The organism is Mesorhizobium sp. M1143, assembly GCF_040318435.1.
GTDB lineage: Bacteria > Pseudomonadota > Alphaproteobacteria > Rhizobiales > Rhizobiaceae > Mesorhizobium.
In genome coordinates this window covers 26584-42858 of sequence record NZ_JAMYMJ010000040.1, presented here as the reverse complement: position 1 = coordinate 42858, position 16275 = coordinate 26584, and the positions used below count along the sequence as shown (strand labels likewise).

The window sequence follows — 16275 nt, the reverse complement described above, 5'->3', positions numbered from 1 at the left end:
TCCTACTCCGTCGCCGTCAGGCCGAGCGAGGCGGCAAAGGCGGTGAATTTCTTCGCTTCCTCACTGTCGGCGCCAAACACGGCAATACCGCGATGCAGCGCGTCCCGCGCCTGGTCGGCCTTGCCCAGCACAACATAGGAACGAATGAGCCGCATCCATCCTTCCGTGTCGCGCGGATTTTGCCGCAATTTTTCGTCGAGGCCGGCGACCATGGTTTCGATCATGGCCTGCCTGTCCCGCGGCGCCATCGACGAGGCGGCATCGACGGCTGCGGCGTCGGGGCCTTTGGCGGGCTCTCCTGACGCGACGCTGCGGTTGGCGGCCTCGGCCAGTGCCTGTTGGACAGCTCCGCGCCATGGCGAATCCTGCGGCAGGGAATCGAGCATTTTCTGCCAAGCCGTGGTTGCCTCGGGTATGCGGCCTTCCTGGGCCAGCGCCATCGCCAAATAGAACGAGGCTTTCGCGTTTGCCGGGTCGAGTTTTAGCGCCTGTTCGAAAGCGGATTGCGCATCGGCCGAAACGATGCCGCCGGCCGCATTGGCAATCGCTTCGCCGAGACCGGCCTCGCGGGCAGCCGTGTCGCCATCGAGGCGGATGGCATTGCGATAGGCGGTCACGGCATCGGGAAAGCGCTGCAGGCGCAGATAGATCGGGGCGAGCACGTCCCAGCCGCGTCCATCGCCAGGGTTGGCGGCAAGATGGGCCTCGGCGCGCGCCACCAACTCATCGACCGAACTATCGGCCGGATTCTTGGCCAGCCGTTCGGCAAGCGGCTGCGACGGCAGATCGGGCGAGCCGAGCTGGCTGTACATGCCCCAGCTGAGCAGCGGGACCATCAGCACCGCTGATGTCGCCACCAGCCTGGCCGCCTTTGACGGCTGCTGAAGCGTCGCGGCATCGGCCTGGCCGGCATTTCCCAGCCGAAGGACGCGGCGGGCGATTTCGGCGCGCGCCTCCTCGGCTTCCGCCGGCTGGATCAGGCCGCGCGCGGCGTCACGCTCGAGCTCGGCCAATTGATCGCGATAGACTTCGAGGTCATGGTCGCTGCTGGTCGGAGCGTCCGTGCCGCCGCTGGTCAGCGGCAGCAGCACCGCCAGGCTTGCGCCCAGCGTGAGGAGTGCGGCTATGACCCAGAACAGCATGGTTCTTCCAATAGAGCGAGAGCCCTGCTCTCACAACATGAGGGTGCTGCGACGCTTTGACGGGATTCCGGCCCCGGCCCAATGTTCAGGTCAGCGGCGTCCAGCTGCCGTCGGCGTTGCGGCATGCGGTGCCCCGCGCGGTCTGGCCGGCCGTGCCGGTAAACACCGTATGGGTGTACTGGCGGCAATCCTGCGAGCCGACGCGGTAGGGCTGGGCCGCGACGACTTCGCCGGAATGAGCCGAACTGTCGCTCTTCCACGTCACCTTCTGGCCGCTCGCCGTATATTCGAGCGCCTTGTATTCCGCCTCGAGCGCCTTGCGCTTCTCGGTGCTGTTCAGGCCGCTGCCGATCGATCCGCCGACGAGCCCGCCGGCCATGGCCGAGATGATCGTCGTCGCGACTTTGGCCCCTGAAGGAGGCGACGCGGGCGGGTTGGTGATGGAGATATCCGGGCCACTGCCCTTGCCCAGCGTTCCGCAGCCGGAAAGAGCGAGCAGTGCGGAAACGAGCGCAACGCGAATCTTCATGCCAACAACCGGTTTTCTTGAACGGGATGCGCTGGGGGCCGCGTCATCGGGGGCGTCAGGACGTCATACTATTGATATTTGTCGGAAATTTGGCCGTTCTTAACGGCTTTTGCGCAATCGAGGGGCCGCCATAACACAGGCATTCGGCCGTGTCGATTGGCCCTGGGCAGTACATCATTGCAAGCTCCGCAAGCGCACAACCGCCTTCAGCCCGCCCATCGTGGAGCGTTCCAGCGCCAGCGCCCCGCCATACTCGTTGACGAGGTCGGCAACGATGGCAAGTCCGAGCCCGGTTCCCGGCTTTGTCTCGTCGAGGCGCCGGCCGCGTTTCAAGACATCGCGGGCCTTGTCCTCGGGGATGCCGGGACCGTCATCCTCGATCGATAGCTCGAACAGGCCGGCTGCGGCCGGCGTGACGGATACGGCAACAGTGCTCTTCGCCCATTTCATCGCATTGTCGAGAAGGTTGCCGAGCAGTTCCTCCAGATCCTCGCGCTCGCCGGCGAAGACGATGTCGGCCGCCGGCAACACAAGCGACAGGCTGACATCAGGCTTGAGTTTTTGCAGCACGCGCACCATGCGCTGCACCAGCGGCGTCACCGGCGTGCGGTAGACGACGCTGTCGCGCTGCGCCGCGACCCGTGCCCGCTGCAGGTAGTGGTCGACCTGTTTCTGCATCGACGCCGCCTGGTCGGCGATGAGCTGGCCCTTGGCGCCGCCGAGAGCCCGGCCCTCATTGATCAGCACGGCGAGCGGCGTCTTCAGCGAATGGGCAAGGTTGCCGACCTGCGTACGCGAGCGCTCGACGATGCGCTTGTTGTTTTCGATCAGCGCATTGGTCTCGTTGGCGAGCGGCTCGATCTCGGCGGGAAACCGGCCATCGAGCCGCTGCGCCGTGCCTTCGCGCACCTGGGCAAGCGCGTTGCGAACCCGGCGCAAGGGCTGGAGGCCGAGCAGGATAGCAATCGCATTGATGGCGATCATGCCGACGCCGAACAGGCTGAGATAGGTCAGCAATCGGCCCTGGAAGGTGGCGATCTCCTGTTCGAGCTCGGTCTTGTTGCCCATCACGCGGAAGCGCGCGGCGCGGTTCTTGGCATCGAGCACGAATTCGCTCTCGAACACTTCGAGCTGCTCGTCGCCGATACCGTCGGTGGAGTAGCTGCGCTGGAAGCTCGAATTGAACGGCACCTCGGCGACGGTCGGCGACGGGATCGTCGTGGTCATCGAGGACGAATGAAGGTTGCCGTGCACACCTTCGGAAGCCGGCTCCACCGACCAGTACCAGCCCGAATTCGGCTCCGAGAAGCGCAGGTCGCCAAGGTCGGGAGCACCGGTGAGCTGGCCGGATTCGGAAACGCCGACCGAGCCGATCAGATTGAACAGATGCGCCGACAGCAGGCTGTCGAAGCCGCGCTCGCTGGCCTGGCGGTAGAGCGTGGTGATCAGAGTGAAGATGACGATCAGGGTGAGGATCGCCCAGATCGTGGAAAAGCCGATGACGCGGAAGGCCAGCGAGCGCGGCCAGAGCCGCGCCGAAAAAGGCTTCCTTGCTGGTATGGGGAGCGGTTCCGCCTTACGCCTCCGGCTCACGCATGCGATAGCCCATGCCGCGCACGGTTTCGATCATGTCGATGCCCATCTTCTTGCGCAGCCGGCCGACAAAGACCTCGATGGTGTTGGAATCGCGGTCGAAATCCTGGTCGTAAAGATGCTCGACCAGCTCGGTGCGCGACACCACCTCGCCCATATGGTGCATCAGATAGGCCAGCAGGCGGAACTCATGCGAGGTCAGCTTCAGCGGCACGCCGTTGACATCGGCCTTGGAGGCCTTGGTGTCGAGGCGCAGCGGCCCGCAAGTGAGCTCGGACGAGGCATGGCCGGCGGCGCGGCGGATCAGCGCCCTCACCCTGGCCAGCACCTCCTCGATGTGGAACGGCTTGGTGACATAGTCGTCGGCGCCGGCATCGATGCCCGACACCTTGTCGCTCCAGCGGTCGCGCGCTGTCAGGATCAGCACCGGCATCTTGCGGCCGTTGCGGCGCCAGCGCTCGACGACGCTGATGCCGTCCATCTGCGGCAGGCCGATGTCGAGCACGACGGCATCGTAGGGCTCCGTGTCGCCGAGGAAATGCCCCTCCTCGCCGTCATAGGAGCGGTCGACGACATAGCCGGCATCGACCAGCGCGTCGGCCAGCTGCCGGTTGAGATCCTTGTCATCTTCTACGACGAGTACGCGCATGATCGGTCAGGCCTGTTGATGTGTCAGCTATAGGCCGATTCCGGTGGTCTGGGAAACGAGCCCTGCAAGAGGGAAGATTGGATCAGTTCGCCGGGACGACGATCTCGGAACGGCGCGGACGCTGGCCGTCCTTGCCCGGCACAAGCACGACGATGACGCAGACCTCCTGGCCGCCACGCGTCGTCTGCGAAGCCTTGGCCAGCGTGCCGCCATTCTGCTCGGCAACCTGCTGGCCGATCGCGTAGCAATCCGCCGCGGCTGCCGGCGTCGCTTGCGACGCCAACAGGCCGGCCGCTGTGAGCGCCAGTATCGCGGTTCTGACATGAGAGCGAAGCGTTTTCATGGTCGGCGTTGTAACGCAACTGTGCTGAACGTGAAATGAACGGTGAACGGGTGAAAATCCATCCCCGCAATACCCCCTGCGCGCGCAACGAATGAATGCGATCCTACCGCCCAGTCCCTCAGACCGGGCAATGGATTCATAACCGGAAAACCGGCTGCGCGGCTATGGTTTTTGCGCGCAGGTTCTCAATTCGCAGCCAGATTGGGAACAGGTCAAGGCGAGACCATTCTGAAGGCCGCCCTAAATAGCGCGGGAAACGCCAAATCATCGGAGGGCGCCATGACGGATAAAGACCTTGCCGACCTTTACCGGGGCTATATCGCTTGCCTGAATGCCCAGGACTGGGCGAAACTTGGAGACTTTGTCGGCGACGAGGTGCAGCACAATGGCGAAATGCTCGGCCTGTCGGGTTATCGCCGTATGCTCGAAGGCGATTTCGAGGCGATTCCCGACCTCCGCTTCAACATCGAACTGCTGGTCTGCCAGCCGCCGCGCGTGGCGGCGCGCCTGCATTTCGACTGTCATCCCAAGGGCGTGCTGTTCGGCCTGCCGGTGAACGGCAAGCGCGTGTCGTTCGCTGAGAATGTTTTCTACGAATTCGGAGAGGGTCGCATCCGCGAGGTGTGGTCAGTCATCGACAAGGCCGAGATTCAGGCGCAAATCTAGGTTGCTTCAATCACTTTGCTCGGTGAGAGCGCGTATCCGCAGCACCCCGTGGTAGAGCGCCAGGTCCTCGTCGTAGCGGGCCTCGGCGAACTCCAGGGACAGGCGGGTCTGGTCGCGCGAGCCGGTGGCGAAAGCGGCGCCGTCAAGGCGCGCCCGGATGCTGTCCATGATCAGACGCGTCTCGGCCTCGCCTTGCGCCTTCGACCAGACATGCAGCGTGATGAGCTGGTCGTCATCATTGTCGGCGCCGGTGTCCAGATCGAATGCGCTGGTCCTGCCATAGGTCACATAAGGGAAGGCGGCACTGTCGGCCGCCTGCTCGCGCAACCCGGCGCCGCCGAGCAGCGCCGTCAGCGAGGCATCGCTCTTCAATCTCATGAACAAGGCTTGCAGCAAATCGCCGGGCGCCGTCATCGTCGTCTCCGTTCGCCTGTCACGCTTTGAACAACCTCAGTTTCGCGCGCAACCTAACCGCGTTGCACGGATTTCGCCAGATGACGATCCGCCTGATGGAAGGCGGCGAATCGGGCGGCATGGCCCTTTCACGGACCGGGTTCTATTTGGCATGCGGGGAGTTTCAAGAAGGGTGTTATGAGGAGCCCTGTTTTCTCCGGCAATTCGAGGTCATTTCATGCGAACGCCACCGCTGCTGCCGGCTTTTGGAAAGCTCGGCGTCAAGCCCCCGGTCGCGATTGCGGCAGCACCCGCCCTGTCGAAGAGCACCGTGGCCCTGCGCATGCGCGAGATACTTTCAATGCATGGCGGCCTGGCCTTGAAGCTGTCGGTGGTGGCCTGGACAATCCTGATCATGGCGGCGGCATTTTTCATGTCAAGGGCCTGATGCCGATATGGCAAACCGCTACGCGTTGCGCATGGACGAGCCCGAGAGCTGGACTATCTTCGACATCTTCACCGGCCAGCCTGTCGAGCTTAAGCAACAGGTAATGGTGGCCATGAATTTGCGGGATGCGGAAGCGATGGCCGACCGCCTGAACAGCCGGGACGTCAAGCGGCGGGCAAAAGCCGACCGCAAGTCCTGACGCACGCTGATCTCAGCCGCCCTGATGCAAGACGAACGCGCGCTAGCCGAAATCCGCGGCTGTGAGCACATATATGCTCTTGCGGGTGCGGGCGTAGGCCTTGCTGGCAATGTCATGGATGGAGCTGGACGCGGTGTCGAAGGCCGCCAGATAGGTGGCTTCCGCGGTCGCCGTCCCTGATGGCACCTTCGAGAGGGCATCGGCTGCGACGGAGAAGGAAATCTGGAACATGCCGTCATGGCCGACAAAGCGGATGCGCTTGCCGGCCTCGTCATAGAAGCGACTTGGATTGGGGAATGTCAGGCTCATGACGTGCCCCCCTTCGGCGCGGCGGCGGCTTTCTTGACTGTCGCCACTGTCGCCCGCTTCTTCTTCGGTGTGGGGTTCAAGGCTTCCGCGACGCGGTCGGCCTCTTCCTTGGCCAGGCGCAATTCCCTGAGCCTTGCCGTCTTGATCTCCCTGGCCCTCGCTTCGGACATGTAGTCGGAGGTTGCCTTGTTGCGCTCGGCCGTCTTCTTCTGCTTGTCCATGAAGCGGGCTTCAGCTTTTTCCATGATGCTCTGATTGCCTTCGGCCATCGCCTAAATCTCTCCTCGTGCCTGAAATTGTGAAATCGAACTTACGATATAAATAGTCGCTTTGGCCTCGAAATTCAATTTTTCGAAATATCTAGGCGCCTCGCGACGTTTCGAACCCTGCAGACATCATAATACTTTTTAATATTTAATTTTGGCCACGAATAATTTTTGGCACTCCTATCTATCGAGTGCCAACACGCCTATAAGAACGGCGCGGTCGCCTATGCCGGCCCCAGAAAGAAGTTCTCATGAAGTTTCGGCCACTCCACGACCGCGTCGTCATCCGGCGCGCCGAAGGCGATGTCAAATCCAAGGGCGGCATCATCATTCCCGACAATGCCAAGGAAAAGCCGCAGGAAGGCGAAGTCATCGCCGTTGGGCCGGGCGCACGCGACGAAAACGGCGCGCTTGTTCCGCTCGACGTCAAGGCCGGCGACTTCATCCTGTTCGGCAAATGGTCGGGCACCGAGGTCAAGATCGACGGCGAGGACCTGCTGATCATGAAGGAAGCCGACATTATGGGCGTCATCGACAAGAGCGAGACGGCCGCTATCGGCAAGAGCGGGACGGTCGTCACCGAGAAGAGCGTCAAAGCCAAGAAGGCTGCCTGACCGGCCTGGCTTTGCCAGGCTCCGGCGAGCCGCTTGCTTCACCACACCAACGGGATTGAAAAAAATGTCTGCCAAGGAAATCAAATTCGCCACCGACGCGCGCGACCGCATGCTGCGCGGCGTCGAGATCCTCACCAATGCGGTGAAGGTCACGCTCGGCCCCAAGGGCCGCAACGTCATCATCGACAAGGCCTATGGCGCGCCGCGCATCACCAAGGACGGTGTGACGGTGGCCAAGGAAATCGAGCTTGCTGACAAGTTCGAGAACATGGGCGCGCAGATGGTGCGCGAAGTGGCTTCGAAGACCAACGACCTCGCCGGTGACGGCACCACCACCGCCACGGTGCTGGCCGCATCGATCCTGCGCGAAGGCGCCAAGCTGGTTGCCGCGGGCATGAACCCGATGGACCTCAAGCGTGGCATCGACCAGGCTGTCGCCGCCGTGGTCAAGGACATCAAGGCGAAGGCCAAGAAGGTCAAGTCGTCGGCCGAGATCGCGCAGGTCGGCACCATCGCCGCCAATGGCGATGCCAGCGTCGGCGCCATGATCGCCAAGGCGATGGACAAGGTCGGCAATGACGGCGTCATCACCGTCGAGGAGGCCAAGACCGCCGACACCGAACTCGACGTCGTCGAAGGCATGCAGTTCGACCGCGGCTATCTCTCACCCTATTTCGTCACCAATGCCGACAAGATGCGCGTCGAACTGGAAGAGCCTTACGTGCTCATCCACGAGAAGAAGCTCGGCAATCTGCAGGCGATGCTGCCGATCCTCGAAGCAGTGGTGCAGAGCGGCAGGCCGTTGCTGATCATCTCGGAAGACGTCGAAGGCGAAGCACTGGCGACGCTGGTCGTCAACAAGCTGCGCGGCGGCCTCAAGGTCGCGGCCGTCAAGGCGCCGGGCTTCGGCGATCGCCGCAAGGCGATGCTGGAAGACATCGCCGTGCTGACATCGGGCCAGATGATTTCCGAGGATCTCGGCATCAAGCTCGAAAACGTCACCATCGAGATGCTTGGCCGCGCCAAGCGCGTACTGATCGAGAAGGACACCACCACGATCATCGACGGCGCCGGCACCAAGGCGACCATCCAGGCGCGCATCGCGCAGATCAAGGGCCAGATCGAGGAGACCACGTCCGATTACGATAAGGAGAAGCTGCAGGAGCGGCTGGCCAAGCTCGCCGGCGGCGTCGCCGTGATCCGCGTCGGCGGCGTCACCGAGTCTGAAGTGAAGGAAAAGAAGGACCGCATCGACGACGCGCTGAATGCGACGCGCGCGGCGGTGGAAGAAGGCATCGTGCCCGGCGGTGGCGTGGCGCTTCTGCGCGCCAGATCGGCGCTGGCCGGGCTGACTGGCGCCAATGACGATGTGACGGCAGGCATTTCGATCGTGCTCAGGGCACTCGAAGCGCCGATCCGCCAGATCGCCGAGAATTCCGGTGTCGAAGGCTCGATCGTCGTCGGCAGGCTGTCCGACAGCAAGGACCACAATCAGGGCTTTGATGCCCAGAACGAGGTCTATGTCGACATGATCAAGGCGGGCATCGTCGATCCGGCGAAAGTGGTGCGCACCGCACTGCAGGATGCCGGCTCGATTGCAGCGCTTCTGATCACCGCCGAAGCGATGATCACCGACGTTCCGGCCAAGGATGCGGCGCCTGCGGGCGGCGGTGGCGGCATGGGCGGCTACTGACCATCGCCCGAAAATTGCCCGCCTGGGAATCTGGGCGGGCATAAATCAGAACAGGCTGCCGGGGACATTTCCCCGGCGAGCCAGGAATTTCCGTCAGTCAGTCAAGACCAGTCAGCAACGACAGGGAGATCGACAGATGATCACATTTGCCCCGAAGCCAAACGCTGTATCCGCGACCAAGCCGGCGGAGGAGAGCCGCTTCGATCGCATCCGCCGGATCGCCGCCGACAAGCACACGCAGGCCGATGCCGGGCCGATTGGCCGCGAGCCGTCGAAGACCGGCGACAAGCGGCCGATGTGACGGCTGCCAACCTCACGACATCGGCAACGCTCCGCCCTCTTCGGTGCGGCGGGCAATGAACTCGTCGAGCACATCGGATGTGGCAACGGCCGACGCCGGCGGCTGGAACTCGGCCAGCGTCCGCTTCCAGATGCCGGTGGCGCGCTCGGTGGCCGACTTCGAACCGGACTGCGTCCAGCTGCCGAAATTCGACCAGTCGGCGACCAGCGGCTCGTAGAAGGCGGTGCGGTAGCGCGTCATGGTGTGGCCGGCGGAGAAGAAATGCCCGCCCGGCTGGACTTCGGCGATCGCCTCGAAGCCGATAGAATCCTCGTCGCCGGGGGTCCTAGCGCAGAGTTCGGCAACCGTCTGCAATGCCTCGATATCGGTGATCAGCTTCTCGTAGGAGACGCTGAGGCCACCCTCCAGCCAGCCCGCGGCATGGATGCAGACGGTGGCGCCGGCAAGCACCGAGCCCCACAGCGCGAACTGCGTCTCGTGCGCCGCCTGCACATCGGAAATGTTGGCCGCACTGCCGCCGCCGGACCGCCAAGGCAGGCCGGTGAAGCGCGCCAGCTGGCCGGCGCCCAGCGTCGCCTTGACGTGCTCGGGCGTGCCGAAGGCCGGTGCGCCGGACTTCATGTCGACATTGGAGGAGAAGGATCCGTAAACCACCGGTGCGCCCGGCCGCACCATCTGCGCCAGCGCGAGACCAGCCAGCGCCTCGGCATGCTGCAGCGTCAATGCGCCGGCGACGGTGATCGGCGCCATGGCGCCGGCCAGGCAGAAGGGCGTGATGATGGACACCTGGCCGGCCTTGGCGAAGTCGATGATGCCCTGCGCCATCGGGATATCGAGCTGGCGCGGCGAATTGGTGTTGATGACGGTATAGCAATGGACGCCGGCAAGGAACTCGTCCTGCGAGAGGCCGCGCGCCAACCGGATCATCTCGAACCCGTCCTCGACCTGCGGCGTGCCACGGGCGAAGACGAAGGGAAACTTGTCCGACAGGGTCAGCTGCGCACGGTTGACGGCATAGTGGCGCAAATGGTTGTCGACATCCTGCGGCTCGATCCAGGGGCCGAGCATATGCAGCACATCGAAATTCTGAACAAGCTTGGTCAGTTCTTCGAAAGCGGCGAGCGTGCCCGGACGCCGTCCGCGTTCGAGATCGGTGACGTTGGGCGCCCCGGCCCCGGCGAGGAACGTCATCGAGCCGAGCTCCAGCATGAGATCGCGGCTACGGTTGCCCGCCAGCGCCCGGATGGATTTCGGCGCCGAGGCCAGTGCGGCGGTGACGATATCGCGGCCGATGCGCACCATCTGGCTGTCCTCATCGACCAGCGCACCGGCTTTGGCGTAGATCGCCCGTGCCTCCGGCGGCAGCACCTTGATGCCGAGCTCTTCCAGCACGCGCAACGCCGTGCCGTGGATGGCCGCGACCTGGTCGTCCGAAAACACCGGCTGCGGCAGGAACGGGTTTTTGAGCGAGCGATAGTTCGGGTGGCGGCTTGACCCGCTGCCGGCCTCACCGGTGTGCCCGCGCCGGCGCTCGCGCCTGGTCTCCCTTATAATGTCATCGACCATGGCCAAAACTCCTCATTGCCGCATCGCCTGCCCTCGGGGTCGTATGGCGAGGCCGGAATAATTCGCGCCGGCCGCTCGACGCCGACAATGTGCACCCAAAGCGCGGTCCCCTCCCCGGCGAATTCGTCGCCCAGCAACGTCAGCGCGACGCTTTTGCCTATTGTGTAGCCATAGCCGGCTGAGGCGACGAAGCCGACGCGCCGGCCCTTGTGCCAGACTGGCTCGAAGCCACTGGCGTCGGCATCGACGGCGTCGACCTCCAGCGTCACGATCCGGGCGGCGCTCAACAAACCGTGCGGTGTGGCCTGGCTGCCCTTGTGAGCCGGGCTGAAATGGAAGAATAGTCTTCGCCGGGTATGCCCGCCCTGAAATTGCCCGCTTGCGGTTCTCAGGTGGGTTGGGTGAGTTTCGGGAATGGCCAGTCCTTTAGAACGACGTCCAAGACGAAGAGGTCCGATCGCCGCCGCACTGCTGGCGGTGGACGCGTGGATCGATTCCTCGCTCTACGAAATCGGCTTCAAGGCCGGCCAGTTCTGGGAATCGGCAACCATTTTTTCGCGGCGCTTCCGAGTCACCGGCTGGCGACGCGGCATCATCGAGGTGCTGAGCGAAGGTTTTACGATGGGCGCCGGCGGCGTCGTCGTGCTGCTCGCACTCGCGATGCCGGCCTTCCAGATCACCACCGGCGACTGGCGCAGTCAGGGCGATTTCGCCGTCACCTTCCTCGACCGCTACGGCAACGAGATTGGCCAGCGCGGCATCATCCAGCGCGATTCCGTGCCTGTCGACGAGATGCCGGACCATGTCATCAAAGCGGTGCTGGCGACCGAGGACCGGCGCTTCTTCGAGCACTACGGCATCGACGTGCTCGGCCTGTCGCGCGCCATCTTCGAGAATGTGCGGGCCAATTCCGTCGTCCAGGGCGGCTCCAGCATCACCCAGCAGCTGGCCAAGAACCTGTTCCTGTCGAATGAGCGTACCTTCCAGCGCAAGATCAAGGAAGCCTTCCTGTCGCTGTGGCTGGAGGCCAATCTGTCGAAGAAGGAGATCCTGCAGCTCTATCTCGACCGCGCCTATATGGGCGGCGGCACGTTCGGCATCGAGGCGGCGGCGGATTTCTATTTCGGCAAGAGCGTCAAGGATCTGAACCTCGCCGAGGCGGCGATGCTGGCCGGCCTGTTCAAGGCGCCGACCAAATACGCCCCGCACATCAACCTGCCCGCTGCCCGCGCTCGCGCCAATGTGGTGCTGTCGAACCTCGTCGATTCCGGTTTCATGACCGAAGGCCAGGTGCTGCAGGCAAGGCTGCATCCAGCCGAGATCGTCGACCGCGGCGAGCAGAAGAGCCCGGATTATTACCTCGACTGGGCCTTCGATGAGGTCAAGAAAATCGCCAAGCCCGGCCAGCATTCGCTGGTCGCCCACACCACTTTCGACGCCAACATCCAGAAAGCGGCGGAGGAATCCGTCGAATTCCATCTCCGCCAGTTCGGCAAGGAATACAACGTCACCGAGGGCGCCGTTGTAGTGATCGAGACCAATGGCGCGGTACGCGCCATTGTCGGCGGCCGCGACTATGGCGCAAGCCAGTTCAACCGCGCCACCAAGGCGCTGCGCCAGACCGGCTCCTCGTTCAAACCTTACGTCTACGCCACCGCCATGGAGCACGGGTTCACCCCGGACTCCGTCGTCTCAGGCGGGCCGATCAGCTGGGGCGGCTGGTCACCGCACAATTACAATGGCGGCTCGGCCGGCAATGTGACGCTGATCACGGCGATCGCCAAATCGATCAACACCGTGCCGGTACGGCTGGCCAAGGACTATCTCGGCATCGGCCCGATCAAGGCGATGGCCGAATCATTCGGCGTGGAATCGCCGCTGGAGTCGCACAAGACCATGGTGCTCGGCACATCGGGCATGACGGTCATGGACCAGGCGACGGGCTACAGCGTGTTCGCGCAGAACGGCTTCGCCGGCTCGCGGCACGGCATCACCCAGCTCGTCACCCGCACCGGCGATGTCGTCTACGACTTTGCCAAGGATGCGCCGGCGCCGCATCGGGTTCTGTCGGAACAGGCTTTGAAATACATGAACACCATGCTGGCTGCGGTGCCGGCGATCGGCACCGCGCGGCGCGCGCAGCTGCCCAACATCGTCGTCGCTGGCAAGACGGGGACGACGCAATCCTACCGCGACGCCTGGTTCGTCGGCTTCACCGGCAATTACACGGCTGCCGTCTGGCTCGGCAATGACGACTTCACCCCGACCCGCAACATGACCGGCGGCACGCTGCCGGCGATGGTGTGGCAGCGGCTGATGGTCTACGCGCACCAGAATATCGACCTGAAGCCGATCCCCGGCCTAGACAAGCCCTTCGTCGACGAAGAGATCGCGGCCAAAGCCGAGGAAGCGGAGAAGAAAAACGCCGATCAGGCAGCCGCCGATGCCGCGGCCGAGCGCCCGGCGGTGTTGTCCAGCCGCACGACACAGACGCTGCGCGAGATGACCAAGGTGTTCCAGACAGCGCCCGTGCTCGGCTCGCCGCAGACACCGGAGACCCTGTCGGCGCTTTGATTCCACAGCGCTGCTTGCTCTGTGGCCTGCCCCGCTATATCCCCGAACGATAATTCTCTCGTCCCGGTTCTTCATGCTCAAGACCGCCTTTTTCACGCTGCTTTCGCTTGCCATAGCCATCGGCCTCGGCGGCGGCAGCGTCTGGTATGCGCTGCAGGCGCAGAGCGGCGTCGGCGCGATCAGCATCGGCCAATGGACCGCCTTCCCCGAGATCGGCACGCAAGATGCCGACCCCTATTCGAAGGCGCGCGTGGCGCGCGAGGGCGTGCTGGCGCTCGGCAAGGCGGAAGGCTTGTCCTTCATCGCCGAACGCGATGCGGCCGGCGATGAGCTTCAGCGGCAATGCGACTACAGGATCGAAGGCAGTTTCCCGACCGCCCGGTTCTGGACGCTCTATGCCGCGGATCAATCGCTCGGCGTGGTCGACACCGGCAAGCCGAGGCTGGCGGCGCTGCAATCCTACCAGGTGCTGCGTCAGCCCGACAATTCGGTGATCATCGCCGTCGGCAACCGTCCGGCCCCCGGCAACTGGCTTCTGACCGAAGGTTTTGGCCGGATGTATTTCGTGCTCACCTTCTACGACACGCCGATTGCCTCAAGCACCGGCCTTTCCGACGTGTCGCTGCCCCGGATCGTCAAGGCTGGCTGCAATGCGTAGGTTGCTGCACGCCATCCTGCTCGGCCTGCTCGGCGCCGGCATCGTCCACATCGTGGTGCTTTTGCTGGTGCCGGAATTTACCGAGCGCGATGCCTGGTCACGGCTGGCGATGGCGTCCGACCTCTACAAGATGACCAGGCTGGATGCCGAGGCGGGCGGCGCGCCGGTGGTGAAGTCGGTGGATCCGCTGTTTTACGCCGCCGCCTGCCGCTTCGACCTTGCCGAAGGCGTGGTGCGGATCAAGGCGCCGGGCAGCGTGCCGTTCTGGTCGGTGTCGGTCTATGACCGCAACGGCCACAATTTCTATTCATTCAACGACCGCACGGCGACCGGCAACAAGCTGGACACCGTGGTGCTGACGCCGGCACAGATGATCGACGTGCGCAGGGAGCTTCCCGAAGACCTGCAAGGGGCGATCTTCGTCGAGGCGCCGATCGAGGAAGGCATCTTCGTCATCCGCGCCTTGGTGCCTGACGACAGCTGGAAGCCGGTTGTGTCGCAGTTCCTGGACCAGAGCTCCTGCGAACTGCAGGACTACTGACCTCACCCCGACGACCAGCAAATTCAGTGGTGCGGAACAGGCGTCCGTGGTGTGCCCGGCTGGTCCGCCGGTCGCGCCTGGCCTGCCAATGGCGGATGCTCGTAGCGGACGCCGGGAAAAATGATCACCGCCGCCGGCGTACCGGTGTCCTGAACTGCTCGATTGACTGGTGCCGATCGCGGCACGAAAGACAGTACCATGCCCATGGTTCGCGTATTCCTCTCGGTTGCCCCGGAGCACAACGCAACGCCTCCAAATGTGATTAAGGCCGGCAGAGGGTTAACGGAGCGCTAACGGATCGCGGCTAATTTGATGTTTGTTCCAGGCCTTGCGCGAAACCGACATAGTTGCGGTTGAGCATGGTCCGGGTTGTGTCGAGTGTCGGGCGTATCTTCCGTGTCAGCTTCGGATTTCAGGCAAATCGCCATACGGACGGAATCGGGAAAAGCCGAAAGGCTGTTTCGCGCCGCCGTGTCGGCGTTCTGCTCGCTGACCCGCCCGTCGCGCCGCGAGATCGCCCAGCTCGAGGATCTGACGCTGCCGCTGTTCGACAGCGTACCGGTCGAATCGCGCCGCTATGTCGCCGCCGCCCTGTCCGAATGCGAATATGCGCCGGCCGCCCTGGTGCGGCGGCTTTGCGAGGAGCCGGTCGATGTCTGCGCGCCCTTGCTCGTCCGTTCGCGGGCGCTGGGCGACATCGACCTGATCGCGTTGATCGGCCGCCACGGCCTGCCGCATGCGCGCGCCATTGCCCGCCGCAAGGATTTGAACCCGACCATCGCGCAGTTGATCAAGGCGCTGGAAAAGCCGACCCTGGTGCGCGTGCGGCAGCCCGAGCCGATCGCCGACGTGGCGGGCGCCGACGCCGAAGCCGCTGCCGCCGCTCCCAGCGCACCAAAACTGCCCGGCAGCGCCGCCGAAACCGCCAGGCGCCGCCTGCGCTCGATGATGCTCGCCGAGGGCGAGGCGACATCGGTCAATCCCTTCGTCGGCTTAGCAACTTACAGCAAGCTGCGCGAGACGGCGCTGACCGGCAAGGCCGCCTTCTTCCAGACCGCGCTTGCCGACGCGCTCGACATCGACTTCTCGACGGCGCGGTCGCTGACCGAGCATTCGAGCTATGTCTCGCTGCTCGCCGCGCTGCGGGCGCTCGACCTCAGTGAGGACAGGGCATTCCTGATCGTGGTCGCGGTTTACCCCCGGGAGTTTCCGCACCCGCAGGCGATCCGCATCTTCCTCGACCGCTACCGGCTGCTGCACCACGAGGCGGCGCTCGACAAGGTGCGCGGCTGGAAGGCCGAAACATTGTCGCGAGCGGTGCGCGGCAACACCCCTGTCGCCGCGAATGGCGACCAAGCGCCGGACGTCGACAAAGCCAGCTTAGGGGCCAGCCTCAAGGCGTCTTGACGGAGAGAAGCTCCTCGACGGAAACCGTTCCGGCCTCGATCTCGACCACCCAGATGTCGGGATCGAATTTTTTCTCCCGCTCAAGCCTGGCGTCAAGCGCGGCGGCATCGTCGCCGGCGCCGAGCAGCGTGAAAAAGCGATCATCCGGTTTGTCCGAATCGTAGCTCGTCTGCGGCGCCGGGCCGAACAGGGAGACGTCGCCCAGCCTGCCGCGGGAGAGCACGAAGACAGCGCCGGCCTCGGTCGCGCCGCGCTTGACGACGGCCGCAAAGCCGCCGGCGCCGAAGACACGGCGCAGCAGGGCCGACACCCAAAACTCGGTGGTTACGCGCATGACGAGGCTCCGGAGGACATGCGCGGCGTCTTAGCCGGATTTTCGGCTAT

General features: G+C 64.0%; 21 protein-coding genes. 10 read left to right on the top strand and 11 right to left on the bottom strand.

What is annotated here, in order from left to right:
* Positions 1–2: 2 nt before the first annotated feature.
* The 5 genes from ccmI to NKH35_RS23020 form a co-directional block, all read right to left on the bottom strand.
* Positions 3–1142: a c-type cytochrome biogenesis protein CcmI gene (gene ccmI / locus NKH35_RS23040; protein WP_352916549.1), complete on the bottom strand. Its 1140-nt coding sequence runs from the start codon at positions 1140–1142 to the stop codon at positions 3–5.
* A gap of 85 nt (positions 1143–1227) precedes the next feature.
* On the bottom strand, positions 1228–1671 hold the full coding sequence (locus NKH35_RS23035; RefSeq protein WP_023687241.1) for an RT0821/Lpp0805 family surface protein: 444 nt from the start codon (positions 1669–1671) through the stop codon (positions 1228–1230).
* A gap of 174 nt (positions 1672–1845) precedes the next feature.
* Positions 1846–3264 carry an ATP-binding protein gene (locus NKH35_RS23030; RefSeq protein WP_023747490.1) on the bottom strand — a complete coding sequence of 473 codons (1419 nt, stop codon included), beginning with the start codon at positions 3262–3264 and terminating at the stop codon, positions 1846–1848.
* Complete coding sequence (locus NKH35_RS23025) at positions 3248–3913, bottom strand: response regulator transcription factor (RefSeq protein ID WP_023670175.1); 666 nt, start codon at positions 3911–3913, stop codon at positions 3248–3250. The genes NKH35_RS23030 and NKH35_RS23025 overlap by 17 nt, the downstream gene beginning before the upstream one ends.
* Before the next feature lie 82 nt (positions 3914–3995).
* Positions 3996–4256 (bottom strand): hypothetical protein, encoded by a 261-nt coding sequence (locus tag NKH35_RS23020; protein ID WP_023670174.1) that lies wholly within the window; start codon positions 4254–4256, stop codon positions 3996–3998.
* A gap of 279 nt (positions 4257–4535) precedes the next feature.
* Here NKH35_RS23020 and NKH35_RS23015 point away from each other — a divergent pair, with 279 nt between their 5' ends.
* The gene (locus NKH35_RS23015; protein WP_023684533.1) at positions 4536–4922 is read left to right on the top strand and encodes an ester cyclase; all 387 of its coding nucleotides are present in this window, start codon (positions 4536–4538) and stop codon (positions 4920–4922) included.
* Positions 4923–4928: 6 nt separating this feature from the next.
* Here the strand turns inward: NKH35_RS23015 and NKH35_RS23010 are convergent, their stop codons facing one another.
* On the bottom strand, positions 4929–5336 hold the full coding sequence (locus NKH35_RS23010) for a DUF3168 domain-containing protein (protein WP_023670173.1): 408 nt from the start codon (positions 5334–5336) through the stop codon (positions 4929–4931).
* A 217-nt stretch (positions 5337–5553) separates the two neighbouring features.
* Here NKH35_RS23010 and NKH35_RS23005 point away from each other — a divergent pair, with 217 nt between their 5' ends.
* The gene (locus tag NKH35_RS23005; RefSeq protein WP_023698580.1) at positions 5554–5763 is read left to right on the top strand and encodes a hypothetical protein; all 210 of its coding nucleotides are present in this window, start codon (positions 5554–5556) and stop codon (positions 5761–5763) included.
* Between the two features lie 7 nt (positions 5764–5770).
* On the top strand, positions 5771–5962 hold the full coding sequence (locus NKH35_RS23000) for a hypothetical protein (RefSeq protein WP_023670171.1): 192 nt from the start codon (positions 5771–5773) through the stop codon (positions 5960–5962).
* Between the two features lie 42 nt (positions 5963–6004).
* Here NKH35_RS23000 and NKH35_RS22995 read toward each other — a convergent pair whose 3' ends face one another.
* Both NKH35_RS22995 and NKH35_RS22990 read right to left on the bottom strand, forming a co-directional pair.
* Positions 6005–6271 (bottom strand): DUF1488 family protein, encoded by a 267-nt coding sequence (locus tag NKH35_RS22995; RefSeq protein ID WP_023698579.1) that lies wholly within the window; start codon positions 6269–6271, stop codon positions 6005–6007.
* Positions 6268–6540 carry a hypothetical protein gene (locus NKH35_RS22990; RefSeq protein ID WP_023698578.1) on the bottom strand — a complete coding sequence of 91 codons (273 nt, stop codon included), beginning with the start codon at positions 6538–6540 and terminating at the stop codon, positions 6268–6270. The genes NKH35_RS22995 and NKH35_RS22990 overlap by 4 nt, the downstream gene beginning before the upstream one ends.
* A gap of 248 nt (positions 6541–6788) precedes the next feature.
* Here NKH35_RS22990 and NKH35_RS22985 point away from each other — a divergent pair, with 248 nt between their 5' ends.
* The 3 genes from NKH35_RS22985 (at position 6789) to NKH35_RS22975 (ending at position 9145) form a co-directional block, all read left to right on the top strand.
* A complete protein-coding gene (locus NKH35_RS22985) occupies positions 6789–7151 on the top strand; it encodes a co-chaperone GroES (RefSeq protein WP_023698577.1) in 363 nt (120 codons plus the stop codon).
* A gap of 64 nt (positions 7152–7215) precedes the next feature.
* Entirely contained in the window at positions 7216–8844 is a 1629-nt protein-coding gene (gene groL, locus NKH35_RS22980) for a chaperonin GroEL (RefSeq protein WP_023684537.1), read from the top strand.
* A 136-nt stretch (positions 8845–8980) separates the two neighbouring features.
* Positions 8981–9145, top strand: coding sequence for a hypothetical protein (locus NKH35_RS22975; protein WP_023698576.1), 165 nt, complete (start codon positions 8981–8983; stop codon positions 9143–9145).
* Between the two features lie 12 nt (positions 9146–9157).
* Here the strand turns inward: NKH35_RS22975 and NKH35_RS22970 are convergent, their stop codons facing one another.
* Both NKH35_RS22970 and NKH35_RS22965 read right to left on the bottom strand, forming a co-directional pair.
* Complete coding sequence (locus tag NKH35_RS22970; RefSeq protein ID WP_031355725.1) at positions 9158–10711, bottom strand: trimethylamine methyltransferase family protein; 1554 nt, start codon at positions 10709–10711, stop codon at positions 9158–9160.
* Complete coding sequence (locus NKH35_RS22965) at positions 10693–10998, bottom strand: glycine cleavage T C-terminal barrel domain-containing protein (RefSeq protein ID WP_023727644.1); 306 nt, start codon at positions 10996–10998, stop codon at positions 10693–10695. The genes NKH35_RS22970 and NKH35_RS22965 overlap by 19 nt, the downstream gene beginning before the upstream one ends.
* Positions 10999–11125: 127 nt before the next feature.
* Here NKH35_RS22965 and NKH35_RS22960 point away from each other — a divergent pair, with 127 nt between their 5' ends.
* The 4 genes from NKH35_RS22960 to NKH35_RS22945 all read left to right on the top strand — a co-directional run bounded on the left by NKH35_RS22960 (position 11126) and on the right by NKH35_RS22945 (position 15891).
* Complete coding sequence (locus NKH35_RS22960) at positions 11126–13285, top strand: transglycosylase domain-containing protein (RefSeq protein WP_023687235.1); 2160 nt, start codon at positions 11126–11128, stop codon at positions 13283–13285.
* 73 nt (positions 13286–13358) lie between these two features.
* On the top strand, positions 13359–13943 hold the full coding sequence (locus NKH35_RS22955) for a DUF1214 domain-containing protein (RefSeq protein WP_023670163.1): 585 nt from the start codon (positions 13359–13361) through the stop codon (positions 13941–13943).
* Positions 13936–14484: a DUF1254 domain-containing protein gene (locus NKH35_RS22950; RefSeq protein ID WP_023702197.1), complete on the top strand. Its 549-nt coding sequence runs from the start codon at positions 13936–13938 to the stop codon at positions 14482–14484. Before NKH35_RS22955 ends, NKH35_RS22950 begins: the two co-directional genes overlap by 8 nt.
* A gap of 396 nt (positions 14485–14880) precedes the next feature.
* A complete protein-coding gene (locus NKH35_RS22945) occupies positions 14881–15891 on the top strand; it encodes a hypothetical protein (protein ID WP_352916545.1) in 1011 nt (336 codons plus the stop codon).
* Here NKH35_RS22945 and NKH35_RS22940 read toward each other — a convergent pair.
* Entirely contained in the window at positions 15878–16225 is a 348-nt protein-coding gene (locus NKH35_RS22940) for a DUF1491 family protein (protein ID WP_023698568.1), read from the bottom strand. The two genes, NKH35_RS22945 and NKH35_RS22940, sit on opposite strands and share 14 nt — an antisense overlap.
* Positions 16226–16275: the final 50 nt, after the last annotated feature.

Excerpts from the sequence above, each read along its gene's own strand:
- ccmI (WP_352916549.1), bottom strand. The coding sequence starts at position 1,142 with ATGCTGTTCTGGGTCATAGCCGCACTCCTCACGCTGGGCGCAAGCCTG.
- NKH35_RS23035 (WP_023687241.1), bottom strand. The coding sequence starts at position 1,671 with ATGAAGATTCGCGTTGCGCTCGTTTCCGCACTGCTCGCTCTTTCCGGC.
- NKH35_RS23025 (WP_023670175.1), bottom strand. The coding sequence starts at position 3,913 with ATGCGCGTACTCGTCGTAGAAGATGACAAGGATCTCAACCGGCAGCTG.
- NKH35_RS23020 (WP_023670174.1), bottom strand. The coding sequence starts at position 4,256 with ATGAAAACGCTTCGCTCTCATGTCAGAACCGCGATACTGGCGCTCACA.
- NKH35_RS23015 (WP_023684533.1), top strand. The coding sequence starts at position 4,536 with ATGACGGATAAAGACCTTGCCGACCTTTACCGGGGCTATATCGCTTGC.
- NKH35_RS23010 (WP_023670173.1), bottom strand. The coding sequence starts at position 5,336 with ATGACGGCGCCCGGCGATTTGCTGCAAGCCTTGTTCATGAGATTGAAG.
- NKH35_RS23005 (WP_023698580.1), top strand. The coding sequence starts at position 5,554 with ATGCGAACGCCACCGCTGCTGCCGGCTTTTGGAAAGCTCGGCGTCAAG.
- NKH35_RS23000 (WP_023670171.1), top strand. The coding sequence starts at position 5,771 with ATGGCAAACCGCTACGCGTTGCGCATGGACGAGCCCGAGAGCTGGACT.
- NKH35_RS22995 (WP_023698579.1), bottom strand. The coding sequence starts at position 6,271 with ATGAGCCTGACATTCCCCAATCCAAGTCGCTTCTATGACGAGGCCGGC.
- NKH35_RS22990 (WP_023698578.1), bottom strand. The coding sequence starts at position 6,540 with ATGGCCGAAGGCAATCAGAGCATCATGGAAAAAGCTGAAGCCCGCTTC.
- NKH35_RS22985 (WP_023698577.1), top strand. The coding sequence starts at position 6,789 with ATGAAGTTTCGGCCACTCCACGACCGCGTCGTCATCCGGCGCGCCGAA.
- groL (WP_023684537.1), top strand. The coding sequence starts at position 7,216 with ATGTCTGCCAAGGAAATCAAATTCGCCACCGACGCGCGCGACCGCATG.
- NKH35_RS22975 (WP_023698576.1), top strand. The coding sequence starts at position 8,981 with ATGATCACATTTGCCCCGAAGCCAAACGCTGTATCCGCGACCAAGCCG.
- NKH35_RS22970 (WP_031355725.1), bottom strand. The coding sequence starts at position 10,711 with ATGGTCGATGACATTATAAGGGAGACCAGGCGCGAGCGCCGGCGCGGG.
- NKH35_RS22960 (WP_023687235.1), top strand. The coding sequence starts at position 11,126 with ATGGCCAGTCCTTTAGAACGACGTCCAAGACGAAGAGGTCCGATCGCC.
- NKH35_RS22955 (WP_023670163.1), top strand. The coding sequence starts at position 13,359 with ATGCTCAAGACCGCCTTTTTCACGCTGCTTTCGCTTGCCATAGCCATC.
- NKH35_RS22950 (WP_023702197.1), top strand. The coding sequence starts at position 13,936 with ATGCGTAGGTTGCTGCACGCCATCCTGCTCGGCCTGCTCGGCGCCGGC.
- NKH35_RS22940 (WP_023698568.1), bottom strand. The coding sequence starts at position 16,225 with ATGCGCGTAACCACCGAGTTTTGGGTGTCGGCCCTGCTGCGCCGTGTC.